We start from the raw sequence: 22,691 nt of genomic DNA on the forward strand, positions 1-22,691 counted from the left end.
CTGCGGGCAAGGAAGAATCAACAACGACATGGCATCGAACAAGCGCCGGCGGCACACCCCGGACCAGATCATCCGCAAGCTCGCCGAGGGCAACAAGCTCCTTGCAGCGGGCCAGGAACTGAGCGAGGTGTGCCGACACCTAGAGATCGCGGAGTCGACGTGGCATCGCTGGCTTGCCCAGTACGGCGGCATGAAGGCCAACGACGCCAAGCGTCTCAAAGAACTCGAAGCCGAGAACGCCCGGCTCAAGAAGATGGTCGCCAACCAGGCCCTCGACATCGACATGCTCAAGGAGATCTCGGCGGGAAACTTCTGACCCCGAACCGCAAGCGCAGCGCCGTCACGGTGCTGCGCGAGCGGTTCGGGGTGTCTGAACGCCGCGCCTGCACGGTCGTGGGTCTGCACCGCTCCACGATGCGCCTGACGCCGGCGCCGATCGCCACCGAGGAGGCCGAGCTGCGGGCTTGGTTGCGCCGGTTCTCCACCGATCGACCTCGCTGGGGGTGGCGACGGGCAGCCAAGATGGCCCGCAAGGCCGGCTGGAAAGCCAACAACAAGCGCATCCGCCGGCTGTGGCGTGAAGAGGGCTTGCGGGTCCCACAGCGCCGCCGCAAGAAGCGGCTGACCGGCATCGGTGTCGCCGTGGGTGCGATGTCACCGATCCGCCCGAACGTGATCTGGGCGATGGACTTCCAGTTCGACACGACCGCCGATGGCCGCATCCTCAAGATGCTCAACGTCATCGACGAGTTCACCCGCGAAGCACTCGCGATTGAGGTCGACCGCGCCATCAACGCCGACGGCGTCGTCGACGTCTTGGATCGCCTGGCCCTCACCCACGGGGCGCCGCACTACGTGCGCTTCGACAACGGGCCCGAGTTCGTGGCCCACGCCGTGAGCGATTGGTGCCGATTCAACAGTGCCGGTTCCCTTTTCATTGATCCCGGCTCGCCGTGGCAGAACGCCTGGATCGAATCCTTCAACGGCCGCCTGCGTGATGAACTGCTCAACTCGTGGCGCTTCGACTCGCTTCTGGAGGCCCGGGTGATCATCGAGGACTGGCGCTGCGATTACAACGCCAACCGACCCCACTCCGCCCACGGCGAACTTACCCCAGCGGAGTTCGCTCTACAGTGGACCACGACCCACCAACCCCAAGTCGCATAGCGACTGGACCACCAAACGGGTCCCCCTCAATGTCACCGAAGGCGTCGTTCATCACCGGTACCTACCTGGTGGTCGACGGGGGAGTGACGAGCCGTCACGCCTGAGGCAGGTCCAGGATGCGCCGGGTGACCTTGAGGATCTGGGCCCGCAGGGTGTCGTCGTCGACGTCGGTGACCAGCGGGTGCATCACCGCCGCGCTGAGCGCCCCGGACATGACCGCCGCGTTGACCCGGGCCTCGACACCGACGCCGCCGCCGAGCAGGACCTGATACAGCCGCTCGATGAACTGCGCGAAGGGTCGGTGCTCGGCCAGCAGTCGCACCACCACCGGGTCGAACTGCAGCACACCGGTGAGCTGGCGGCGGGTGACGGCCATATCGACCACCCGGGTGAGCAGCACTTCGCGGGCGGCCACCTGGTCGGCTTCTGCTTCCGCGGCGTCCAGGGCGTCCTGGAGCGCGGCCAGCTCGGTTTCAGCGACCGCGATGACGACCTCGTCCTTGCTCTTGAACTGGTGGTAGACAGCGGCTTTCGTGACACCGATGGCATCGGCGATCATCTGCAGCGAGGTGCCGCTGACACCGTGTGCGCCGAACAGGTCCAGGGCGGCGGTGATGACACGGGTCTGCGCGGCGCTGTAGGTGGTCGGCGCCAGCCTGCCCTCGATGCTCACGCGGCCAGCGTAGCCGGTCGGCTAGGTGGGGCGGCCCATCTCGGGTCCATCCGGATGGCGCCGCGATCGCGCGTGCCGTCGGGGGTCACGCCGAGCGGGGCGCGCTTTCGCGTTTCGGGGGCCACGGCACGAACCGTGAGACGCGGTCCACCACGTCCTGATAGGCGGGACGGCGTGCCAGGCTGCGTTCCTCCATCATCGGGATGCTCGCCCCGAGGAACATCGCCAGAATGGCGAGCGCACCGAGAATCAGCCACCACCAGTCCGCCGGCGCCGCCGCGATCCCGAAGAGGGCCAGCGCCGCCCAGAAGCTGAACTCCCCGAAGTAGTTCGGATGCCGCGACCAACTCCACAGACCACGGTCCATGGCTTCGCCGGTGCGGCGCTCCGCGACGAAGCGGTGCATCTGCACATCGGCGACGAGTTCCAGCGTCACCGCGGCCAGCCCCACCACGAACGCGATCCAGGCCAGCCACACCAGTCCGGGTCCCGGCCGGGTCACCGCGACGTACACCGGCACCATGGCCAGGAAGACCTGCAGTGTCGGGATCAGATGGATGGCGACCAGGTCGGCGAGGATCTCGAAGCGGCCGGCGCGCTGCTTGAACATCGGGTAGCGCCAGTCCTCGTGGTGCAGCCCCGGGAACGCATACACCCAGTTCGCGGTCAGCCGGATCGCCCACAGCAGCACCACGATGGTGATGAGCCAGACGCGCAACAGGTCGACATCGGTACTGCGATACCACCAGTAGAACAACAACAGCGGCGGGATGACACTCCAATAGGCGTCGTAGAAGCTGGAATTCCGGTACACCCGGCTGAAGGCGAAGATCGCCACGGTGGCCAGCAGATCGGCGATCAGGGTGTCCAGCCACAGTCGATCGGTGCTGGGGCCCAGCCACAGCCACGCCACCGCCACTGCGATGGCGACGACGTAGGCCACGGTCACCACGCCCAGCGAGCGCGCCTTGCTGATGGTCGTCATCCTCGGAGCCTAACCAGGCTCTCGACTCAGTCGCTGGCAGGCAGCGGCTTTGCTTCCTTGATCGCCAGGGGTGTGGTGCCGATGCTGAGCGTGCCCGCGCCGGCCTTGGTCACCAGGATCTCCGCGCCGCTGTCGTCGACGTAGCGCTTACCCATCAGATTGCCTTCCGACAGAGCGGGATCCAGCGTCAGGCCCTCGGCGGCAGTCTCACCGACGGGGATCAGCGGTGCGCCACCGGCGCGCAGGTCGTCCAGACCCTCGGAGGCGCGCACCACGATGACCTGGGTGTCGCACACCTGACTCTGCAGGCGGGTGCCGTTCTTGATCATGCGGGCTCCTTTGCGTTCAATTCGCTGACGAGTTCGCGGCGCAGCACCTTGCCGGTCGCGTTGGTGGGCAACTCGTCACGGAAGACGACCCGGTCCGGGGTGCGGGATCCGCGCAGCTGCGCGCGGACGAACTCCCGGAGCTCATCGGGTTGCGGCTCGGTGCCGGCCGCGGGGACCACGACCGCGACGATGATCTGCCCCCATTCGGGATCCTCGGGACCCACCACCGCGCACTCGCGCACCTGTGGGTGCTCGACGAGCACGTCCTCGATCTCGGCGGGCGCAATGTTCTCCCCACCGCGGATGATGGTGTCATCGGAGCGTCCGCCGATGTAGAGGTAACCGTCCTCGTCGAGGGTGGCCACGTCCTTGGTGGGGAACCAACCCTGTTCGTCGAGCACCGAACCGATACCGGTGTAGCGCCCGGACACCTGTTCGCCGCGCACGTACAGTTCCCCGGTTTCGCCTGCGCCCAGGACGGTTCCGTCCTCGGCGCGGATCTGCACCTCGATGCTGGGCACCGGTTGGCCGACCGAGCCGAGTCGCCTGGCGACCGCGGCGTCATCGGAGCCCAGGGCGACCCGGTGATCGTCGGGGGTCAGTACGGCGATCGTCGAACTGGTCTCGGTGAGGCCGTAGGCGTTGACGAAGCCGACCGCGGGTAGCAGTTCAAGAGCCTTGCGCACCAGGGGAAGTGCGACCTTGGACCCGCCGTAGGCCAGCGTGCGCAGCGTCGGAAGTGCGGTGTTCTGGGATTCCAGGACGGTGACGATGCGGTCCAGCATGGTCGGCACCACCGTGGCCGAGGTGACGCCCTCGGACTCGACGAGGCCCACCCATTCCCGGGCGTCGAACTGGGTCAGGTACACCATCTTGCGGCCGGCGTACAGGTTCGACAGTGCCGCCGAGACACCCGCGATGTGATAAGGCGGAACGCAGATCAGCGCGGCGTCACCGGGCTCGGCCGAGGCGAACTCGACCGTGCCGGTGATATAGCTGGTGAGGTTGTTATGAGTGAGCTCAACGGCTTTCGGTGCCGAGGTGGTGCCCGAGGTGAACAGCACGACGCCCACCGAGTCCGGATCGGGGAACTGGGCGGCGGGTTCGGCGGTGCGGGCCGCCGCCAGGAACTCCGCGGACCCCATCACCCGGAACTCGTCGCCGACGGCGTCGCGGTACTCGTCATCGACCACGACCAGGGGATCCGGCAGCCGGGCGATCAAGGCTCGCAGGCCGTCGGCGCTCAATCGGTAGTTCAACGGGGTCACGGGCACCCCGGCGCGCGCCGAGGCGAACAGCAGCAGCGGCAGCAGGGCGCCTCCGGCGCCGACATAGGCGACATGCTGGGCGCCCGAGGCGGCCACCACACCGGCGCCGCCGTCGGCGAGATCGCTCAGTTCGCCGGCGCTCAGCCGCAGATCGCCCGACACGACCGCTGTGCGGTCCGGATCGGTCGAGGATGCCATCTCCAACAGCAGCGAGATACTCATGACTTGTCCACGAAGATATCCCAGATGGGATCGTCGCCACCGCCATAACGGGACAGGTCGGTGATTCCGGCACCGGCCAGCACGTCGGCGTCGATGAAGGTCTGGCCGTTGGCGTCCTTGGCCGGCCCGGTGAGGATCTGAACCGCGGCGTCGGCCATGATCTCCGGGCTGCGCGACGAAGAAGCCAGGTGGTCGCCGTCGGCCAGGTTCGTCACCGCCGATGTCGCGATATAGGTCTGTGGCCACAGGCAGCTGAACCCGATCCCGGACTCTTGGTACTCCTGCGCCCAGCCCAGCGACAGCAGCGTCATCCCGTACTTGGACACGGTGTAGACGGGGTGCGCGCCCAGCCAATAGGGGTTCAGATTCAGCGGCGGCGCCAAGGTGATGACATGCGCTTCTGCGGACTGCCGCAGGTGCGGCAGCGCGGCCTTGGTGAGCAGGAACGTGCCGCGCACGTTGATGTCCATCATGAGATCGAACTTCTTGGCCGCCAGCGCCTCGGTGGGCTCGGTGGCGATCGCGCTGGCGTTGTTGATGACGATGTCGACGCCGCCGAAGGTCTGTACTGCAGTGTCGATGGCCCGCGCGACGTCTTCTTCCTTGCGGACATCACCGACCACGGCCACCGCCTTGGCGCCGACGGCCTCGACGTCGGCGACCGCGGTGTGCACGGTGCCCGGCAGCTTCGGGTGAGGCTCGGCGGTCTTGGCCAACAGCACCACATTGGCGCCCCGCTTGGCGGCGCCTAGCGCGATGGCCAGCCCGATACCGCGGCTGCCGCCGGAGACCACCAGGGTGCGATCGGCAAGCGGACGTTGCTCGCTGGACATACTGACTCCTCATACGGAAGGGGTCTTGCTTCCCCTGATGGTATTGGCATTCTCATTTTCAGCAAGTGTCATAATCGCTCATGTCCAGGCACGACGTGTCGCCGGGGTGTTGTCGACGTGCGGACCACGGGCCGTCTTGTGTGCCTGGCAGGCCCTCACAGTGCATGTTTTCAGACAGCGGTATTGGCATTCTCATTTTGAGCAAGTACGTTATCCAGTGATGAACGACCAATCCGACTCCCCGGTAGCGACACCCTCGGGTATTCCCCTGGCCCCCGTGTACGGTCCCGCTGACCGTGCGGGAGATCCGCCTGCGCCGGGTGACTACCCGTTCACGCGCGGAAACTTCGCCTCGGGATACCGGGGCAAGACCTGGACCTTCCGGCAGTACTCCGGGTTCGGCACCGCCGAAGAGTCCAACGAGCGCTACCGGTACCTCCTCGGCCAGGGTGGCACCGGGCTTTCGGTGGCGCTGGATCTGCCCACCCAGTGCGGCTACGACAGCGACGACCCGGAGTACGGCGAGGAAGTCGGCCGCGTGGGTGTTGCCGTGGACACCCTGGCCGACGCCGAGATCCTGTTCGACAGCATCCCGCTGGACAAGATCAGCACCAGTTTCACCATCAACGGCACGGCCGCGATCCTGCTGGCGTTCTATGTCGCCGCCGCGGAGAAGAAGGGTGTGCCGCGACGGATGCTCACCGGCACCATCCAGAACGACATCCTCAAGGAGTACGCCTCGCGCGGCACCTGGATCTGGCCGCCCGAGCCGTCGCTGCGATTGATCGCCGACACCATCGAGTTCTGTGCCGCCGAGGTGCCGCGGTTCAACGCGATCTCGGTGGCCGGTGCACATTTCCGCGACGCCGGCGCCAACGCCGTCCAGGAGATGGCCTTCACCCTGGCCGACGGGGTCACCTACTGCGACACGGTCATCGAGCGTGGCCGTATGACCATCGACAAGTTCGCCCCGCAGATCTCCTTCTTCTTCTACACCCACGGCGACTTCTTCGAGGAGATCGCCAAGTACCGGGCGGGACGGCGGCGGTGGGCCACCATCGTGCGCGAGCGTTACGGCGCCACCACCGACAAGGCCGCGATGTTCCGGTTCGGTTGCGTGTCGGGCGGGGCGTCGCTGTACGCGCCGCAGGCCCAGAACAACCTGGTGCGCGTCGCCTATGAGGCGATGGCCTCGGTGCTCGGCGGGGTGCAGTCGATGTTCACCGCCGCGTGGGACGAACCGTTCGCCCTGCCCAGCGAGGAGTCCGCGACGCTGGCACTGCGCACCCAGCAGATCCTGGCGTACGAGACCGGGGTGACGAAAGTGGCTGACCCGCTGGGCGGTTCGTACTTCGTCGAGGCGCTCACCGACGCCACCGAAGAGAAGATCATCGAGATCATGCACGATCTCGAGCAGCACGGCGGCATGGTGCGCTGCATCGAGGACGGGTATCTGCAGGGCCTGATCGCCGACGAGGCCTACAAGATCCACCAGGAAGTCGAATCGGGTGTCCGGCCCGTCGTGGGCGTGAACACGTTCGTCGTCGACGAGCCGGCACCCGATCTGGCCACCTACGAACTCGACGCCGAGGGCCGGGACAAACAGCTCGCGCGGCTGGCCAAGGTCAAGGCCGAGCGCGACGATGTCGCTGTGAAAGAGGCCCTGGCCGCGCTGGCCCGGGCAGCCGAGGGAGACGCCAACCTGATGCACAATCTGATCGACTGCGCAGGAGCGTATTGCACGGTGGGCGAAATGGTTTCGACGCTCAAGGCCGTGTGGGGCGAGTTCCAGCAGCCGGTGGTGTTCTGATGGCGACACGCGTGCTGGTCGCCAAGCCCGGCCTCGACGGCCACGACCGGGGCGCCAAGATCGTCGCGCGCACCCTGCGCGACGCCGGGTTCGAGGTCATCTACACCGGCATCCGTCAGCGCATCGAGGACATCGTTTCCATCGCGCTGCAGGAGGACGTTGCCCTGGTGGGCCTATCGATACTCTCCGGCGCCCACGTCGCCATGACCACCCGCACCGTCGACGCGCTGCGCGCCGCCGATGCCGGCGACATCGCCGTCGTGGTCGGTGGCACCATCCCGGAGTCCGATGTGCAGAAGCTGTTGGATGCCGGTGCCGCCGCGGTGTTCCCGACCGGGACGTCGTTGGAGAAGCTGGTGACCGACGTGCGGGCGCTGACCGAGAAGGTGGCCGGCTGATGCGGCTGGGCGTGATGATCGGCGCCGAGCGCGGCGATATGGCGCGCAAGGTCAGCAAGCTGATCTCCGATATCGAATGGGCCGATACGGCCGGGCTGGCCACCGCGTGGATGCCGCAGGTGCCCGACGACTTCGACCTGCTGACGATGGTCGCGCTGATGGCCTCGCACAGCACCCGCATCGAACTCGGCACCGCTGTGGTGCCGCTGCAGGCGCAGCATCCCATCGCGCTGGCCCGCCAAGCGCTTTCGGTGCACGCCATATCGAACGGTCGCCTGGCGCTAGGCGTCGGGCCGTCGCATCACTGGATCATCCGGGACATGCTGGGCCTGCCGTATGACAAGCCCGCGGCCTACACCCGCGACTATCTGCAGGTGTTCAACGCCGCGATCTCCGGGCCCGGGCCGGTGGACGTCGAGAACGACACCTTCACGGTGCACAACCCGACCGCACTTGGCGCCGCAACGCCGATGCCGGTCCTGGTCGCTGCGCTCGGCCCGGTGATGCTGCAGATCGCCGGCGAGCACGCCGACGGGACCTCGCTGTGGATGGCCGACGAGAAGGCCATCGGCGAGCACATCGCCCCGAAGATCAACAAGGCCGCCGCCGGTGCGGGCAAGCCCGCACCGCGCATCGTGGCCGGCATCCCGGTCACGCTGTGCGCGAACTCCGAGATCGACGAGGCCAAGGACCGGGCCAACCGCATCCTGGCCGAGGCCGAGACCTCACCCAACTATCAGCGGCTGCTCGACCGTGGCGATGCCCGCACTGTCGGCGATCTCTGCGCCGCCGGTGACGAAGAGTCGATTCTCAAGCGGTTCAAAGCCTTCGCCGATGCCGGTGTCACCGACCTGTCGGTGCGGCTGCTGCCGATCGGCGATAACCGTGACGAGTTGATCGCGTCGAAGTACCGCACCCGTGAGGTGATCGCCGAACTCGCCAAGCAGGTCTCGTGACCGGCCCGCTGGCAGGCATCCGCATCATCGAGGTCGGCGTCATGCTGGCCGGCCCGTACGCCACCATGCTGCTCGCCGACCTGGGCGCCGAGGTCATCAAGGTCGAACCACCCGGCGGCGAGATCTCCCGGCAGGTCAGTGACAGCTACTTCGCCAGCCTCAACCGCAACAAGCGCAGCGTCTGCCTGGACCTGGCGTCCACCGACGGGCGCGCCAGACTCGGTGAGCTGGTGGCCGATTCGCACGCGCTGCTGGTCAACATGAAGCCGTCGGCGATCAAGAAGCTCGGCCTGACATATGAGAACCTGCGCCGGTACAACGAGAAGATCGTGTGCGTCGCGCTGACCGGATACGGCCTGCACGGCGGGGACGACCCGGCGTTCGACTACGTCATCCAGGCCGCGACCGGAGTGGCGGCGATGACGGGTGACCCCGAGGGGCCACCCACGCTGCCCGGCTACTCGGCGGCAGACAACTCGACCGGTCTGACCGCCGCGTTGGGCCTGCTCGCCAAGATTGTGTCCGGCCACGGCGGGCAGGTCGATGTGTGCCTGCGAGATGTCATGCTGTCGCAGCTGAACTACCGGGCCGCTGCCTACCTGAACGACGGTGCCGAACCGAGGCGCTACCCGTTCGGTGCGCACTCCTATTATGTCCCCGCACAGCTGTTTCCGACCGCCGAAGGCCATCTCGCGCTGTTCATCACCCACGACGGTTTCTGGCGGTCGTTCGCGGGTGAAGCGGGAATCGCCGGCTTCGAGACCATGGTCGAACGGGCGGCGGCACGCGAGGATGTCCTGGCGCTGGTCTCGGCCGCGCTGGCTTCCGACACCGCGGTGAACTGGGAGATCCGGCTCAAGCCGCTCGGTATCCCCGCCGCAGCGGTGCGCTCGCTGCCGGAGGCCTTGGAGGACACTCCGGAGATGGTGGTCACCGCGGGTGATTTCCGACTGGTGGGCAGCCCGATCCGGGTGCAGGGGTTCGAACCGGAGTACCGGCCGGCACCGGTGTTCGACGCTGCCCCTCAGTCGTCGTAATCGACCGTCAGCGGGCCCGGGTCCGGGATCGCCTGACACGTCAGCACGTAGCCCTCTTCGACCTCGTCATCGTCGAGTGCGTCGTTGACCTTCATGGTCGCGGTGCCCTCGGTGAGCTTGGCGATGCAGGTGCCGCAGTTACCGGCTTCGCAGGCGAACGGGGGAGTCAGGCCGGCGCGCCGGGCCGTCTCCAGCAGTGTCTCGCCCGCGACCGGCAGTGCCGTCGTGCGGGCACCGTCGAGCAGGATCGTCACTTCGTCGGCGGGCACTGGTTCGGCCGTCATCAAGCTCTCCTGGGCGTCGGATTCTGATAAAAGGAGAATAACATTCTCCGTTGCGGATAAGGTAGTCGGTTGATGCCTGCGAAGAACGATCCGGTCCTGGCTTTCGGGGACCGTCAGTACACCATGGCCGAGCTGGATGCGCTGTCCGACGCGATGGCCGCCACGCTCGCGGCGCGCGGTGTGCGCACCGGTGACCGGGTCGCCCTGATGTCGTCCAACCGTCCCGAGTTCGTCGTTGCGCTGCGGGCGATCTGGCGCCTGGGCGCGGCGGTGGTGCTGTTGAGCTCGGCATGGAAACACGCCGAGGTGGCCCATGCGCTGGAGCTGACGACACCGGTGCTGGGGGTCGGGGACGCCTCGTTGCTCTCCGAACTGATCCCGATGCTGCACTTGGACGAGCCGATCACACCGGCCGGCGGCACATGGGAACCGGTGTCACCCGAGGCCGATGCGCTCTTCGTGTTCAGCTCCGGAACGACGGGCATGCCCAAGGCCGTGCGGCACACCCACGCGGCGTTCGCCGCAGCGGTGCGGCACTGGCGGACCGCGCTGGAACTCACGGCCGTCGATCGCATGCAGATCATGACGCCGCCCTCGCACATCCTGGGTTTGCTCAACATCGCCACGATTCTCGACACCGGTGCCTGGATGCGCCTGCATCCGCGCTTCGACGTCGACCGGATGCTGACCCATATCCAGGACGACCGCATCACCATCGAAATGGCCGTCGCACCCATCGCTTTGGCCATCGCCGCGCATCCGGACCTGGAGAATTACGACCTGTCATCGCTGCGCTACATCATGTGGTGCGCGACGCCGGTTACCAAGAGCGTCGCCGACACCGTCACCGAGCGGGTAGGGGTGCCGTGGGTGTCGGCCTACGGCGCCAGCGAGTTGCCGGTCATCGCCTGCTGCCCGATCGGCGACGCACGTTTGGACACCGTGGGCAAACCGGTGCCCGGTGTGGCGGTGCGGATCGCCGAGAGCGGTGAGATCCAGGTGCGCTCGGAGTCGGCGATGGCCGGCTATCTGCCCGACGACGCGACGGCGGACGCGTTCGACGACGGGTGGTACCGCACCGGCGACATCGGCGAACTGGACGGCGAGGGCTGGCTGCGGATCACCGACCGGCTCAAGGAGATGATCAAGGTGCGCGGCTTCCAGGTGGCACCCGCGGAGGTGGAGGCGGTGCTGCACGGACATCCGGCTGTCGAGGACTGCGCGGTGTTCGGCGTCCCCGACGCAGTCAACGGCGAGGCGGTGGTTGCGGCCGTCGCCACCGGAAAACCGGTCACGGAACAGGAATTGATCGCCCTGGTGGTTGCGCGGCTGTCCTCCTACAAACGCCCCAGCCGGGTGGTCTTCGTCGACGCCATCCCGCGATTGCCGTCGGGGAAGGTGTTACGGCGGGTGCTGCGTGACCAGCACGGCTAATCCGCGGTCAGCTCCTCGGAACGCTGCACGGTGCCGGTGATCCCACTGGCATCCTGCGCGGCGAGCAGTACCGCGGCGCGCCCCATTGCTTCGGGCGGTTCGACCATCTCCGGCGGGACCTCGAATCCGCCCCCACCGGCCTGCCAGCCCTCGGTGAGCACGACCCGGGATGGGCTCAGGCAGTTCACCGCGATGTTGTCCGGGCGTAGATCGTCGGCCAGCCCCAGATAGAGCCGCTCGGCGGCGGCCTTGGACACCCAGTAGGCGTTCGCGCCGGGCATCCCGACACCGGTGGTGGTGATGGCCATCAGCGATCCGCCGCCGCGGGCCCGCACGTGCGGGATCACCGCCTTGGTTACCAGGAAGACGCCGGTCAGGTTGACGTCCAGGCACAGCTGCCAGCGTTTCAGCGGTGTCGATTCGACCGGTCCCAGCCACAGCACACCCGCGTTGGCGACCAGGATGTCGATCCCGCCGAACTCCGAAACAGCAGCGGCGACAGCGTCATCGACCGACGCTTCGCTGGTGACGTCACAGGGGACGGCCAGCGCCCTGCCGCCCTGCGCGCGGATCGACTCCGCGACCGAGCCGATGGTGCCGGGCAACTTGGCGGGCTGTTCGGACCGGGCCGCTACGGCCACCGACGCGCCCGCTGCGGCGAGCGCGTGGGCGATGGTGGCGCCGATGCCGCGGCTGGCGCCGGCGACGAACGCCGTCTTCCCGGCAAGTTCACTTCCCGGGTCGCTGCGCTCTCCCCCGCAAGCGGGAGGTGCCCCCTGCCCACCGAGCCAGCTCACTTGGGCGGGAACCGCAGTCCTCCGTCGAGACGGATGATCTCGCCGTTGAGGTAATCGTTCTCGATGATGCTCTGGGCGAGTTGGGCGTACTCGGTCGAGCGGCCCATCCGCTTGGGGAACGGGATCTGCGGACCCCAGTACTGTTCCAGCTGGTCGGCGGCCTTGCCGTAGGCCGGGGTGTTGATGGTGCCGGGGGCGATGGTGTTGACGCGGATTCCCAACGGGGACAGGTCGCGTGCGGCCACCAGCGTCATACCGAGCACGCCACCCTTGGCGGCGGCGTAGGCCAGCTGGCCGATCTGTCCCTCGTAGCCGGCGATGGATGCGGTGTTCACGATGACGCCGCGGCCGCCCTCTACCAGCGGTTCGGTGCGGGCGATGGCCGCCGCGGCCAGCCGCATCACATTGAACACCGCGGTCAGATAGAACTTGACCGTCGTCTCGAACCCCTCCAGCCCGTGCGGTGAGCCGTCCTTGCCGATGAGCCGGCCGCCGGCCGCCGGACCGCCGTGGGTGTCCACCGAGATACGCAGCGGGGCAAGGGCTTCGGCCTCCGCGATGGCGGCGTTGACCGATTCCTCGGAGGTGGCATCGGTACGGATGTACTTCACGCCGAGTTCGTCGGCGAGCTTGGGCCCCTTCTCGTCGGCCAGGTCCGCGACCACCACTTTGGCGCCTGCGGCGTGCAGTCGGCGGACCGTCGCTTCCCCCAGGCCTCCTGCGCCACCTACGACGAGCGCGGAGCTACCGGCGATGTCCATTCACTTCTCCTTCTTGCAACTGGCACTCTCGGACTGTGAGAATAACATTCTCATTCCAGTGTGAAAGGGGCAGTTTCGATGTCTGAGGCCGGGATCGGCTCCGCACCGCGCGCCGCGATCGGCACCGCCAAGGAGGGCACGCTGCGCGTCACCCTGGAACATGAACCGCGCAGGCGCGGAGGTGGTATCAAGGCGGCCCCGTTGTGTGCGGGTCGCGGCATGGGTACGGCCACGGTCAAGGAGGTCGCGCCATAAAGTCGCAGTCGATGGACATCCAGGAACTCCTCGACGCCGCGCGCGGCGGATCGCAGCGGGCTGCAGGCAGGCTGCTGAGCCTGGTCGAGAGCGACCGCCGAGACGACGTGCTGGCGGTGCTGCCCGCATCTGCGGTGCGCACCGTCGGGATCACCGGGCCACCGGGTGCGGGAAAGTCCACCACCGTCGCGGTACTCGTCTCGGCGTACCGGGCCGGCGGCTTGCGGGTGGCGGTGCTCGCCGTCGACCCGTCCTCGCCCTATAGCGGGGGAGCGCTGCTCGGCGACCGGATCCGGATGGCCGCCCACATCAACGATCCGGACGTGATGATCCGTTCGGTGGCCACCCGCGGGCACCTGGGCGGGCTGGCCGCCGCGGTGCCCGCGGCGATCCGGTTGCTCGCGGCGTTGCACTACGACATCGTCGTGCTGGAGACGGTCGGGGTCGGTCAGTCGGAGATCGAGATCGCCGCCGTCGCCGACCCGACGGTGGCCATCCTCAATCCGGGGGCCGGTGACGCGATCCAGGCCGCCAAGGCGGGACTGCTGGAGATCGCCGACATCATCGTGGTCAACAAGGCCGATCGTGACGGCGCCGATCAGACCGCCAGGGACCTGCACATCGAGACCGGTCTGCCGATTCTCAAGATCATCGCGTCGCAGAACGTGGGCATCGAGGAGCTTGTCGCCGCGATCGACGCCCACCACCGATCCGATACCCCCGAGCGCCGGGCGATCCGGGCACGGCTGCAGATTCTGTCGCTGGCCCAGAGTGCGCTGCAGTCCGATCCCGGTCTCGACGAACTGGCCGGGCAGGTGGCCGGCGGCGCCCTCGATGTCTACGCCGCGACCACGCGGTTGCTCGATGGTGCGCAGGTCAAACCTCGATGAGAATGTAGTTTCCACTTTCGAGAAATGATATTGTACGAATTCGTCAACACATTCTTCTACAGGTAGCCGAGGAGCCTGATGCAGAAGGCGCTTGCCCCCGAGATCTCCACCTGGCCCGATGAGAACCCGCAACTCATCGGCAGCCGGTGTGGCGCGTGTTCCGCGACGACGTTCCCGCGTCAGCTGCGCTGCCCCAGGTGCAGCAAGGCCGAGATGTCGGACCTGCTGCTGCCGCGCCGCGGCACCGTCGTGGCCTGGACCACGCAGGGGTTCCCGCCGGGAGCGCCCTATGCGGGACCGACCGGCAAGGACTTCGTGCCGTTCGGTGTCGGCCTCGTGCAACTGGGTGATCTGATTCGCGTGGAGGGTCGGCTCACCGAAAACGACCCCGCCAAGCTGGAATTCGGCATGGAGGTCGAACTGACCATGGCGCCGTTCGCCACCGATGCCGACGGCGACGAGCTCGTCACCTTCTGGTTCAAGCCCGTTGAGGAGACCAAGGCATGAGCAACGATGTAGCGATCATCGGCGTCGGAATCCATCCCTTCGGCCGGTTCGACAAGACCGCGATGGAGATGGGCGCCGAGGCGATCACCAGCGCGCTGGCGGATGCGAAGCTGGAATGGAAGGACATCCAGTTCGGGTTCGGCGGCAGCTACGAGGTGTCCAACCCCGACGCCGTCACGCGCCTGGTCGGACTCACCGGCATCACCTTCACCAACGTCTTCAACGCCTGCGCCACCTCGGCCAGCGCCATCCAGCAGACCGCCGACACCATCCGGTTGGGCAAGTACGACATCGGTATCGCGATCGGCCTGGACAAGCATCCGCGCGGCGCCTTCACCGACGACCCGGCCAAGCTCGCGCTGCCTCAGTGGTACGCCAACAACGGCCAGTTCGTGACCACGAAGTTCTTCGGTATCAAGGCCAACCACTACATCAACAAGCACGGCATCTCCGAGGAGACGCTGGCACGGGTGGCCAACAAGAACTTCCGTAACGGCGTGCTGAACCCGAATGCGTTTCGGCGCAAGGAGATCTCCGTCGAGGAGATCATGGCCTCACCGGTGCTGAACTACCCGCTGCGTCAGTACATGTTCTGCGCCCCCGACGAGGGCGCGGCCGCGGTCATCATGTGCCGCGCCGACATCGCCCACAAGTACACCGACAAGCCGGTGTACGTGCGGGCCAGTGAGATTCGTACCCGCACCTTCGGCGCCTACGAGGTGCACGCCACCTCGGCGCCACTGGACGAGGATCCTTCACCGACGGTGTTCGCGGCCAAGGCGGCCTATGAGGCCGCCGGCATCGGGCCCGAAGACGTCGACATCGCGCAATTGCAGGACACCGACGCCGGCGCCGAGGTCATCCACATGGCCGAGACCGGGCTGTGCGCCGACGGTGAGCAGGAAAAGTTGCTGATAGACGGAGCCACCGAGATCAATGGTTCGATCCCGGTCAACACCGACGGTGGTCTCATCGCCAACGGAGAGCCGATCGGTGCCTCGGGCCTGCGCCAGATGCACGAACTGGTCCGGCAGCTGCGGGGCGAGGCGGGGGAGCGTCAGGTCCCCGGCAGCCCGCGGGTGGGCCTGGCACAGGTGTACGGGGCGCCCGGCACCGCGTCGGCGACCATCCTCTCGCTGTAGTGTGCCCGGCGCAGTAACGGCGTTCTCAAAGGAATAGAGTGCGATTCATGGCTGACCAAACTCCTGAATACCGCTTCGTGACATACGAAACCCTCGACGAGGGCACCATCGCCCGGATCATGCTGAACCGGCCGGAGGCGCGCAACGCGCAGAACCGCGGCATGCTGGTGGAGCTACATGAGGCGTTCCTGCGCGCCGAGGCAGACGACACCGTGCGTGTGGTCATTCTCGGCGGCAACGGCCCGATGTTCTCGGCCGGACACGATGTCGGGTCGAAGGTGCAGCGCGCCGAGTACACCCCGGGGCCCGATCAGCACCCCAGCTTCGCGGTGAACGGCGGGACGCGCCACGGCGCGGAGAGCCTGATGCTGCAGGAGTGGCATCACTACTTCGAGAACACCCGGCGCTGGCGCAATCTGCGCAAGATCACCATCGCCTCGGTACATGGTGACGTCTACGCGGCGGCACTGATGCTCATGTGGTCCTGCGACCTGATCGTCGCCGCCGACAACACTCGCTTCACCGACGTCGTCGGCACTCGGCTCGGCATGTGCGGCGTCGAATACTTCGCGCACCCTTGGGAATTCGGCGCCCGCAAAACCAAGGAGCTGATGCTCACCGGGGACACGCTCTCGGTGGAAGAGGGCCACGCGCTAGGGATGGTGTCCAAGATCTTCCCGGTCGACGAATTGGCCGACAAGACGGTCGAATTCGCCCGCCGCATCGCCAAGGTGCCGACCATGGCGGCGCTGCTGGTCAAGGAGTCGGTGAACCAGACCCAGGACAACCAGGGGTTCTACAACTCGCTGAACGCCTGCTTCACCCTGCACGAACTGAACCACAGCCACTGGGCACAGGTGCACGAGAACAAGTTCCCGGTCGGACTGGTCGAGGACGGCCTTGAGGACTGGAAGACCGCCGGCCCGCCGAAGGCTGCGGTCAAAGACCAGCCCTAGCTTGCGATTTGTGGCGTTCTCGTCGGAACCATTCCGGCGAGAACGCCACAAATCACTCGAGGGATTCGCCGGTGGCGGCGGCGTACCCGCTGCGGTAGCCGAAGGTCATGGCCGGCCCCAGCGTGCCGCCCGCGCCGCCGTAGGCCTTCCCGGTCACCCCGGCCATCGCGTTGCCTGCGGCGAACAGCCCGGGGATGACCTTCCCGCTGACATGCAGGACGCGGCCGTCACGGTCGGTGCGCGGACCGCCCTTGGTCCCCATCGCGCCGACTGCCACCGGCACCGCGTAGAACGGGGCGGTGTCCAGCGGGCCCAGGGTCTGTAGTGCCGGGGTCGCCGCCGAGGGGTCACCCCAGTATCCGTCGTATGCGCTTGCGCCACGGCCGAAGTCGGGATCGTTCTCGTCGGCGACGTTGGTGTTCCAGGCGTCGACGGTCCGGGTGAGGCCTTCGGGGTCGATGCCGAGCTTTGCGCCCAGATCATCGAGGGTGGCAGATTCGTGGAACCAGTCCGGCGCCGGCCCGTCGGGATCCACCCCGAGAAATCCGTAGCGCTTGAGGTGCTGCGCGTCGAAGACGATCCAGGCCGGATCGTTGAGATAGCCGGACCGGGGGTCGAGGTGGTGGAACGGACCGGCCATCGAGTTGTACTCGCCGGCCTCGTTGAGGAAGCGTTTGCCCGCCCGGTTGACGATGATGCTGCGCGGGCGGGTCCGTTCCAGCCGGACGCTCCGGCTGCGGGGCTGCCCGCCCAGGGTGTCCCCGGGGATCTGCACGATGGGCACCCACCAGGCTTCGCCCATGTTCGCCAGATCGGCGCCGTGTGCCATGGCCATCCGCAGGCCGTCGCCGGTGTTGTTGGGCGGTGAGACCGCGCCGCGCATCGGCCCGCGCAGGTAGGCCTCCACAAGCTGGGGATCCCACTCGAATCCACCGGTGCCCAGGATCACCCCACGACGGGCCCGGACCGCGATGTCCCTGCCGCCGTGGTTGATCCGCACGCCGGCTATGCCCTGAGCGGATCCGATCAGTTCGACGGCGCGTGCGTCGGTGACCGGGGTGATGCCGAGGTCCAGCAGCCCCTTGAGCAGTCCCGCGATCAGTGCGGTGCCGGCGACACACGGTTCGGCCAGCGAATCGTCCACCGTGGCGTGAATGCGTGCCTTGGTCTCGGCGTCGATACCGACATTGCTGAAGTCCAGCGGAAACGCCGTGATGCGGTCGTGCCATGCACCGAGGGTGGCCAGATCGAACGGTTTGGCATTGAGCGACCGGCCGCCGCCCGGGCGCCCGCCGGGCAGTTCGGGTTTGTAATCGGGGAAGCCTTCGGCGATCTCGAATCGTAGATCGCTGTGCTGCTCCAGATAGTCCAGCATGGCCGGTCCGGTGCGCACGAAGGTCTCGACCAGGTCGCGGTCCATCGCGCCCAGGGATTGCGCCTCAAGGTATTTCAGCGCGTCCTGCACCGACAGCTCGGCGCCGGGGAGCCGGTCGTGGGCGGGTATCCAGGTGATACCACCGGATACCGCTGTGGTGCCCCCCACGGTCGGCGCCTTCTCATACACCGCGACACGGGCTCCGTTGGTGGCGGCGGTGAGCGCCGCGACCAGTCCGGCGCCGCCGCTGCCGAGGACGACGACGTCGACCTCGGAAGTCCATTCGATCTCTGAATCGGGCACTGCCACAGTCCTTCCTGTCAGCTGAGGATGTCGGAGAGTTGCCTGGCCGCGCGTACCACCGCGTCCCGACCGTTGAGGACGACGTCCTCGCGGTGCGAGATCAGGTTGATGCAGGTGGGCGGGGAGGGCCGTCGGCGGCGTACCGGGACGGCCAGGCCGTAGGTGTCCGGCTCGACCTCGCCATGGGTGATGACCCAGCCCTGCTCGCGCGCCTGACGCACGATCTCACGCTCACCGGGCCGGGGCGGCATGCTGGCCAGCAGTGCCGCGCCGGCCGCGCCCCGCTCCAGCGGATGGCGGCTGCCCTCATGGAAAGACAACTGGTAGAAGACCAGCGTCGGCACGATGACGGCGATGGCGACCTGTTGATCGCCCTCGGCGACCAGCAACGACACCGTGGTGCCCAGGTCGTCGGCCAGCAGGCGCAGTGTCGGGACGCTGAGCTGGCGCACGTTGTTGTCGAAGGACGCGCCGAGTACGGCGAGTGCCGCTGCCGGCCGGTATTTGCCGTCGGAGCCCTTCGTGATGAACCGGGCCTGAGCCAGGGTGCTCAGAAGGCGGTAGGCGATGGTGCGGTGTACGCCGACGAAGTCGGCGACCTCGGCCGCGGTGACTCCGGTGGGTGCGCTGGACACGGCCTGCAGGGCGGAAAGCCCCCTGGCCAGGGTCTGTGAACCGGCGACCGGGCGCACGGTGTCCGGCGCGTCCGACCGTGGCTCTGAGCTCGGGTCGAGTCCCTTGACAGACGTCATCGCGAGAGTGATGCTCTATGGATATTGCACATTAATGTTCGATATTAGCACATATGATTGCGCACAACCGAGAATGAGATTTCCGCAAGAGCGGGATCGGTGAGGAGCGGGATGTCCGTCCACGAAAGCGTCTGGAGTGATCTCCAGGGCGTTTCGTTCACCCAGGGCTACCTCGATGCGCGGGGTGTGCGCACCCGCTACCTGCACGCCGGCGACCCGAGCAAGCCGGCCCTGGTGCTGTTGCACGGCTCGGGGGGACACGCCGAGGCCTACGTGCGCAATCTGGAAGCGCACGCCGAGCATTTCTCGACGTGGTCGATCGACATGCTCGGTCACGGCTACACCGACAAGCCCGGACACCCGCTCGAGGTCGCGCACTATGTCGACCACCTGCTGGCGGTCTTCGACGCCATCGGCGCCGACAAGGTGTACCTGTCCGGAGAGTCCCTTGGCGGCTGGGTGGCCGCCCGCGCGGCCGCCGATCACCCGGAGCGAATCGAGCGACTGGTGCTCAATACCGCCGGTGGCTCGCAGGCCGATCCCGAGGTCATGAAGCGAATCATCACGCTGTCCATGGCCGCCGCGGAGAACCCCGACTGGGACACCGTGCAGGCCCGCATCACATGGCTGATGGCCGACAAGTCCAAGGGGTACGACGATATCGTCGCCAGCCGTCAGAAGGTCTACCAGCAGCCGGGTTTCGTCGCCGCGATGAGCAACATCATGGCGCTGCAGGATCCCGAGATCCGGGCCCGCAACCTGCTCGGGCCCGCCGAGTACGGCGCCATCACGGCGCCCACCCTGGTGCTGTGGACCAGTGACGATCCCACCGCGGACGTCAGCGAGGGCAGACGCATCTCGGAGATGATCCCGGGGGCGCGCTTCGAGGTGATGCCCGGCTGCGGTCACTGGCCGCAGTACGAGGACGCCAAGACCTTCGATCGCCTGCACATCGACTTCCTGCTGGGGCGTTCATGACCGACGGCCGCGCCACCGAACAGGTCGACATCCTGATCGTCGGCGCCGGACCCGTCGGGCTGACACTGGCGAACATCCTTGGCCTACAGGGTGTTCGGACCGTCATCGTGGAAGAACGCGACACCCTCATCGACTATCCCCGTGGCGTCGGACTCGATGACGAATCGTTGCGCACCTTCCAGTCCATCGGCCTCGTCGAGCAGATCCTGCCGCATACCGTGCCGAACCAGATCCTGCGCTTCTTCGACGGCAAACGTCGTCTACTCGCCGAGATGGCGCCGCCGGACGCCCGGTTCGGGTGGCCCAAGCGCAACGGATTCGTCCAGCCGCTCGTCGACGCCGAATTGCTGCGGGGGCTACAACGTTTCGACCATGTCGAGGTGCGGTGGGGCACCCGGATGGAGACGTGTGTGGCCGACGATGACGGTGTCACCGCCGACCTGCTGGCCGCCGGCGATCCGGTGAGCCTGCGGGCGCAGTACGTCGTCGGGTGCGACGGTGGACGCAGCGCCACCCGGCACCTGATGGGTGTCTCGTTCGAGGGCACCACCTCGGCGACGCGCTGGCTGGTCGTCGACCTCGCCTCCGACCCCCTCGGTCATCCCAACAGCGAGGTCGGCGCCGACCCGCACCGGCCGTACGCCTCCATCTCGATCGCGCACGGAATTCGGCGCTTCGAGTTCATGATTCACGCCGATGAGACCGACGAGCAGGTCGAGAAGCCCGAGTTCATCGCGCGCATGCTGGCACCGTTCGTGCCGCACCCCGACCGGGTCGACATCATCCGGCACCGGGTCTACACCCATCACTCCCGGATCGCCGGGGCCTTCCGCACGGGCCGCATGCTGCTGGGCGGGGACGCCGCCCACCTGATGCCGGTGTGGCAGGGCCAGGGCTACAACAGCGGGATCCGCGATGCCGCCAACCTCGGCTGGAAGCTCGCCGCAGTGGTCAACGGTGATGCCGGAGACGGACTGCTGGACAGCTACGACGCCGAACGCCGCAAGCACGCCCGGGCGATGATCGACCTGTCCACCCTGGTGGGCCGGGTCATCTCGCCGACCGATCCGCGCATCGCGACCCTGCGGGACAAGGTGATCCGCGCCGCATCGGTGGTTCCGACGCTGAAGCGCTACGTGCTGGAGATGCGGTTCAAACCCATGCCGCGCTACGACACCGGGGCGGTGGTGCACACCGAGTCGTCGTCGGCGATGCCACCGGCAGGCACGCTGTTCATCCAGCCCAACGTGGATACCCGCGATACCCAGAACATCCTGCTCGACGAGGTGCTCGGGACCGGGTTCGCCGTGCTGGCCTGGAACAACAATCCACGCGCCCTGCTCGGCGACGCGACCTTCGCGCGCTGGAAGAAACTGGGCGCCGCCCTCGTCGAGGCCCGGCCCAACACCCAGCTGCACTGGACCGGACACGACGACCCCGACGTCACCATCGTCGGCGACCGGACCGGCGCACTGAAGAAATTCTTCGATGCACACGCCGAGTCGGTGCTGTTCATCCGGCCGGACCGGTGCATCGCGGCGGCCTGCCTGGCCCAGTTGTCCGACGAGACCAGCAGCAAACTATTCGCTGTCCTCTGCCTCACCGCGGGAGGTGAAACCCATGTCCCAGATCGCCCTGTGCTGCATGTCGCACAGCCCCCTGCTTAACTTGCCGGGGCCCTCTGCGGAGTTGCTCGAGGACATCAACGCCCAGCTCGCGAGGGCTCGCGCCTTCGTGACCGACTTCGATCCCGAGCTCGTGGTCATCTTCTCCCCGGACCACTACAACGGCTTCTTCTACCGGCTGATGCCACCGTTCTGTATCGGTGGCGCCGCCACCGGGGTCGGCGACTACGGCACCTACGCCGGACCGCTCGACGTCCCCGCCTCGCTCGCCAACGAGATGGCCGCGGCGGCCTGGGAATCCGGGGTCGACGTGTCGCTGTCGGCGGCCATGGACGTCGATCACGGCACGGTGCAGCCATTGGAAGTGCTGTTCGGCGATGCGGCCTCGCGACCGGTCATCCCGGTCTTCATCAACTCGGTGGCCACCCCGCTCGGCCCGCTGAAACGCACTCGGGCCCTCGGCACCGCCCTGGGTGAGTATCTCGGCACTCTGGGCAAGCGGGTACTCGTCGTCGGATCCGGTGGGCTGTCCCACGATCCGCCGGTGCCAACGCTGGCCACCGCGCCGCCCGCGGCGCTGGCCCGGATCGTCGGTGGGGCGCCGATGTCCCCGGAAGGCCGGGCGGCCCGGCAGGACGCGGTGATCGCCGCCGCGCATGAGTTCGCGCACGGGCAGAGCCCGCTGCGGCCGCTGAACCCGGACTGGGATCACGCGCTGCTGGATCTGATCGACACCAACCGGCTGTCCGAGGTGGATGGCTGGAGCAACGAGTGGATCGCGCGCGAGGCCGGCAATTCGGCACACGAGATCCGCACCTGGGTGGCGGCTTTCGCCGCGATGTCAGCCCAGGGCAACTACCAGACGCAGCAGCGCTACTACCGCGCTGCTCCCGAGCTGATCGCGGGATTCGCGATCCGGACGGCGGTACCCGCGTGAACAACCAGTACGACCAC

At 67.3% G+C, this 22,691-nt stretch carries 24 protein-coding genes; 14 read left to right on the forward strand and 10 right to left on the reverse strand.

Annotated elements, in window-relative coordinates:
* Positions 1-28: 28 nt before the first annotated feature.
* Positions 29-1,167 (forward strand): IS3 family transposase gene (locus EXE63_RS23990; protein WP_095762103.1). Its coding sequence is split into 2 segments (ribosomal slippage): positions 29-299 and positions 299-1,167, totalling 1,140 coding nucleotides; the frame shifts between segments, so codons are not numbered across the junction.
* A 94-nt stretch (positions 1,168-1,261) separates the two neighbouring features.
* Here EXE63_RS23990 and EXE63_RS23995 read toward each other — a convergent pair.
* The 5 genes from EXE63_RS23995 to EXE63_RS24015 all read right to left on the reverse strand — a co-directional run bounded on the left by EXE63_RS23995 (position 1,262) and on the right by EXE63_RS24015 (position 5,477).
* On the reverse strand, positions 1,262-1,840 hold the full coding sequence (locus EXE63_RS23995; RefSeq protein WP_168143992.1) for a TetR/AcrR family transcriptional regulator: 579 nt from the start codon (positions 1,838-1,840) through the stop codon (positions 1,262-1,264).
* A gap of 85 nt (positions 1,841-1,925) precedes the next feature.
* Positions 1,926-2,825, reverse strand: a complete 900-nt coding sequence (locus EXE63_RS24000) for a DUF1295 domain-containing protein (RefSeq protein ID WP_209999934.1) — start codon at positions 2,823-2,825, stop codon at positions 1,926-1,928.
* Positions 2,826-2,851: 26 nt separating this feature from the next.
* Positions 2,852-3,154: a hypothetical protein gene (locus EXE63_RS24005; protein WP_168143993.1), complete on the reverse strand. Its 303-nt coding sequence runs from the start codon at positions 3,152-3,154 to the stop codon at positions 2,852-2,854.
* Positions 3,151-4,644, reverse strand: coding sequence for a class I adenylate-forming enzyme family protein (locus EXE63_RS24010; protein WP_168143994.1), 1,494 nt, complete (start codon positions 4,642-4,644; stop codon positions 3,151-3,153). The genes EXE63_RS24005 and EXE63_RS24010 overlap by 4 nt, the downstream gene beginning before the upstream one ends.
* Positions 4,641-5,477: an SDR family oxidoreductase gene (locus tag EXE63_RS24015; protein ID WP_168143995.1), complete on the reverse strand. Its 837-nt coding sequence runs from the start codon at positions 5,475-5,477 to the stop codon at positions 4,641-4,643. Before EXE63_RS24015 ends, EXE63_RS24010 begins: the two co-directional genes overlap by 4 nt.
* A gap of 220 nt (positions 5,478-5,697) precedes the next feature.
* Here EXE63_RS24015 and EXE63_RS24020 point away from each other — a divergent pair, with 220 nt between their 5' ends.
* From EXE63_RS24020 to EXE63_RS24035, 4 genes are read left to right on the forward strand one after another with little or no spacing between them, the layout of a single operon-like run.
* On the forward strand, positions 5,698-7,287 hold the full coding sequence (locus tag EXE63_RS24020) for a methylmalonyl-CoA mutase family protein (protein ID WP_168143996.1): 1,590 nt from the start codon (positions 5,698-5,700) through the stop codon (positions 7,285-7,287).
* Entirely contained in the window at positions 7,287-7,685 is a 399-nt protein-coding gene (locus tag EXE63_RS24025; protein ID WP_168143997.1) for a cobalamin B12-binding domain-containing protein, read from the forward strand. The genes EXE63_RS24020 and EXE63_RS24025 overlap by 1 nt, the downstream gene beginning before the upstream one ends.
* Complete coding sequence (locus EXE63_RS24030; protein WP_168143998.1) at positions 7,685-8,641, forward strand: LLM class F420-dependent oxidoreductase; 957 nt, start codon at positions 7,685-7,687, stop codon at positions 8,639-8,641. Before EXE63_RS24025 ends, EXE63_RS24030 begins: the two co-directional genes overlap by 1 nt.
* Before the next feature lie 41 nt (positions 8,642-8,682).
* Complete coding sequence (locus EXE63_RS24035; RefSeq protein WP_234904634.1) at positions 8,683-9,678, forward strand: CaiB/BaiF CoA transferase family protein; 996 nt, start codon at positions 8,683-8,685, stop codon at positions 9,676-9,678.
* On the opposite strand, the gene EXE63_RS24040 is transcribed toward EXE63_RS24035, so the two are convergent.
* Entirely contained in the window at positions 9,666-9,962 is a 297-nt protein-coding gene (locus tag EXE63_RS24040) for a 2Fe-2S iron-sulfur cluster-binding protein (protein ID WP_168144000.1), read from the reverse strand. The two genes, EXE63_RS24035 and EXE63_RS24040, sit on opposite strands and share 13 nt — an antisense overlap.
* A 72-nt stretch (positions 9,963-10,034) precedes the next feature.
* On the opposite strand from EXE63_RS24040, the gene EXE63_RS24045 reads away from it, so the two are divergent.
* Positions 10,035-11,396 carry a class I adenylate-forming enzyme family protein gene (locus tag EXE63_RS24045; protein ID WP_168144001.1) on the forward strand — a complete coding sequence of 454 codons (1,362 nt, stop codon included), beginning with the start codon at positions 10,035-10,037 and terminating at the stop codon, positions 11,394-11,396.
* Here the strand turns inward: EXE63_RS24045 and EXE63_RS24050 are convergent.
* Together EXE63_RS24050 and EXE63_RS24055 are read right to left on the reverse strand one after the other, a co-directional pair.
* Positions 11,393-12,082, reverse strand: a complete 690-nt coding sequence (locus tag EXE63_RS24050; protein ID WP_234904635.1) for an SDR family oxidoreductase — start codon at positions 12,080-12,082, stop codon at positions 11,393-11,395. The genes EXE63_RS24045 and EXE63_RS24050 overlap by 4 nt on opposite strands.
* Before the next feature lie 107 nt (positions 12,083-12,189).
* Positions 12,190-12,954: an SDR family oxidoreductase gene (locus EXE63_RS24055; RefSeq protein WP_168144003.1), complete on the reverse strand. Its 765-nt coding sequence runs from the start codon at positions 12,952-12,954 to the stop codon at positions 12,190-12,192.
* 78 nt (positions 12,955-13,032) lie between these two features.
* On the opposite strand from EXE63_RS24055, the gene EXE63_RS33635 reads away from it, so the two are divergent.
* The 5 genes from EXE63_RS33635 (at position 13,033) to EXE63_RS24080 (ending at position 16,704) form a co-directional block, all read left to right on the forward strand.
* Complete coding sequence (locus EXE63_RS33635) at positions 13,033-13,209, forward strand: 3-oxoadipyl-CoA thiolase (protein WP_372513226.1); 177 nt, start codon at positions 13,033-13,035, stop codon at positions 13,207-13,209.
* A gap of 11 nt (positions 13,210-13,220) precedes the next feature.
* A complete protein-coding gene (locus EXE63_RS24065) occupies positions 13,221-14,099 on the forward strand; it encodes an ArgK/MeaB family GTPase (RefSeq protein WP_168144004.1) in 879 nt (292 codons plus the stop codon).
* A 78-nt stretch (positions 14,100-14,177) separates the two neighbouring features.
* Entirely contained in the window at positions 14,178-14,606 is a 429-nt protein-coding gene (locus tag EXE63_RS24070; RefSeq protein ID WP_168144005.1) for a Zn-ribbon domain-containing OB-fold protein, read from the forward strand.
* The gene (locus tag EXE63_RS24075) at positions 14,603-15,748 is read left to right on the forward strand and encodes a thiolase family protein (RefSeq protein ID WP_168144006.1); all 1,146 of its coding nucleotides are present in this window, start codon (positions 14,603-14,605) and stop codon (positions 15,746-15,748) included. Before EXE63_RS24070 ends, EXE63_RS24075 begins: the two co-directional genes overlap by 4 nt.
* Before the next feature lie 47 nt (positions 15,749-15,795).
* Positions 15,796-16,704 carry an enoyl-CoA hydratase gene (locus EXE63_RS24080; protein WP_168144007.1) on the forward strand — a complete coding sequence of 303 codons (909 nt, stop codon included), beginning with the start codon at positions 15,796-15,798 and terminating at the stop codon, positions 16,702-16,704.
* 52 nt (positions 16,705-16,756) lie between these two features.
* Here EXE63_RS24080 and EXE63_RS24085 read toward each other — a convergent pair whose 3' ends face one another.
* Positions 16,757-18,382 carry an FAD-dependent oxidoreductase gene (locus EXE63_RS24085; protein WP_372513227.1) on the reverse strand — a complete coding sequence of 542 codons (1,626 nt, stop codon included), beginning with the start codon at positions 18,380-18,382 and terminating at the stop codon, positions 16,757-16,759.
* A gap of 17 nt (positions 18,383-18,399) precedes the next feature.
* Positions 18,400-19,134 (reverse strand): IclR family transcriptional regulator, encoded by a 735-nt coding sequence (locus EXE63_RS24090; protein WP_168144008.1) that lies wholly within the window; start codon positions 19,132-19,134, stop codon positions 18,400-18,402.
* A 111-nt stretch (positions 19,135-19,245) separates the two neighbouring features.
* On the opposite strand from EXE63_RS24090, the gene EXE63_RS24095 reads away from it, so the two are divergent.
* From EXE63_RS24095 to EXE63_RS24105, 3 genes are read left to right on the forward strand one after another with little or no spacing between them, the layout of a single operon-like run.
* Positions 19,246-20,112: an alpha/beta fold hydrolase gene (locus EXE63_RS24095; RefSeq protein ID WP_168144009.1), complete on the forward strand. Its 867-nt coding sequence runs from the start codon at positions 19,246-19,248 to the stop codon at positions 20,110-20,112.
* Entirely contained in the window at positions 20,109-21,779 is a 1,671-nt protein-coding gene (locus EXE63_RS24100; RefSeq protein WP_168144010.1) for a bifunctional 3-(3-hydroxy-phenyl)propionate/3-hydroxycinnamic acid hydroxylase, read from the forward strand. Before EXE63_RS24095 ends, EXE63_RS24100 begins: the two co-directional genes overlap by 4 nt.
* Complete coding sequence (locus EXE63_RS24105) at positions 21,733-22,674, forward strand: 3-carboxyethylcatechol 2,3-dioxygenase (RefSeq protein ID WP_168144011.1); 942 nt, start codon at positions 21,733-21,735, stop codon at positions 22,672-22,674. The genes EXE63_RS24100 and EXE63_RS24105 overlap by 47 nt, the downstream gene beginning before the upstream one ends.
* Positions 22,675-22,691 lie beyond the last annotated feature (17 nt).

Origin of the sequence: Mycolicibacterium frederiksbergense (assembly GCF_012223425.1) — a bacterium.
Classification (GTDB): domain Bacteria; phylum Actinomycetota; class Actinomycetes; order Mycobacteriales; family Mycobacteriaceae; genus Mycobacterium; species Mycobacterium frederiksbergense.

Bases quoted from the DNA above. Each gene is read 5' to 3' on its own strand.
- EXE63_RS24000 (WP_209999934.1), bottom strand. From the start codon at position 2,825: ATGACGACCATCAGCAAGGCGCGCTCGCTGGGCGTGGTGACCGTGGCC.
- EXE63_RS24005 (WP_168143993.1), bottom strand. From the start codon at position 3,154: ATGATCAAGAACGGCACCCGCCTGCAGAGTCAGGTGTGCGACACCCAG.
- EXE63_RS24010 (WP_168143994.1), bottom strand. From the start codon at position 4,644: ATGAGTATCTCGCTGCTGTTGGAGATGGCATCCTCGACCGATCCGGAC.
- EXE63_RS24015 (WP_168143995.1), bottom strand. From the start codon at position 5,477: ATGTCCAGCGAGCAACGTCCGCTTGCCGATCGCACCCTGGTGGTCTCC.
- EXE63_RS24020 (WP_168143996.1), top strand. From the start codon at position 5,698: ATGAACGACCAATCCGACTCCCCGGTAGCGACACCCTCGGGTATTCCC.
- EXE63_RS24025 (WP_168143997.1), top strand. From the start codon at position 7,287: ATGGCGACACGCGTGCTGGTCGCCAAGCCCGGCCTCGACGGCCACGAC.
- EXE63_RS24030 (WP_168143998.1), top strand. From the start codon at position 7,685: ATGCGGCTGGGCGTGATGATCGGCGCCGAGCGCGGCGATATGGCGCGC.
- EXE63_RS24035 (WP_234904634.1), top strand. From the start codon at position 8,683: ATGCTGGCCGGCCCGTACGCCACCATGCTGCTCGCCGACCTGGGCGCC.
- EXE63_RS24040 (WP_168144000.1), bottom strand. From the start codon at position 9,962: ATGACGGCCGAACCAGTGCCCGCCGACGAAGTGACGATCCTGCTCGAC.
- EXE63_RS24045 (WP_168144001.1), top strand. From the start codon at position 10,035: ATGCCTGCGAAGAACGATCCGGTCCTGGCTTTCGGGGACCGTCAGTAC.
- EXE63_RS24055 (WP_168144003.1), bottom strand. From the start codon at position 12,954: ATGGACATCGCCGGTAGCTCCGCGCTCGTCGTAGGTGGCGCAGGAGGC.
- EXE63_RS33635 (WP_372513226.1), top strand. From the start codon at position 13,033: ATGTCTGAGGCCGGGATCGGCTCCGCACCGCGCGCCGCGATCGGCACC.
- EXE63_RS24065 (WP_168144004.1), top strand. From the start codon at position 13,221: ATGGACATCCAGGAACTCCTCGACGCCGCGCGCGGCGGATCGCAGCGG.
- EXE63_RS24070 (WP_168144005.1), top strand. From the start codon at position 14,178: ATGCAGAAGGCGCTTGCCCCCGAGATCTCCACCTGGCCCGATGAGAAC.
- EXE63_RS24075 (WP_168144006.1), top strand. From the start codon at position 14,603: ATGAGCAACGATGTAGCGATCATCGGCGTCGGAATCCATCCCTTCGGC.
- EXE63_RS24080 (WP_168144007.1), top strand. From the start codon at position 15,796: ATGGCTGACCAAACTCCTGAATACCGCTTCGTGACATACGAAACCCTC.
- EXE63_RS24090 (WP_168144008.1), bottom strand. From the start codon at position 19,134: ATGACGTCTGTCAAGGGACTCGACCCGAGCTCAGAGCCACGGTCGGAC.
- EXE63_RS24095 (WP_168144009.1), top strand. From the start codon at position 19,246: ATGTCCGTCCACGAAAGCGTCTGGAGTGATCTCCAGGGCGTTTCGTTC.
- EXE63_RS24100 (WP_168144010.1), top strand. From the start codon at position 20,109: ATGACCGACGGCCGCGCCACCGAACAGGTCGACATCCTGATCGTCGGC.
- EXE63_RS24105 (WP_168144011.1), top strand. From the start codon at position 21,733: ATGTCCCAGATCGCCCTGTGCTGCATGTCGCACAGCCCCCTGCTTAAC.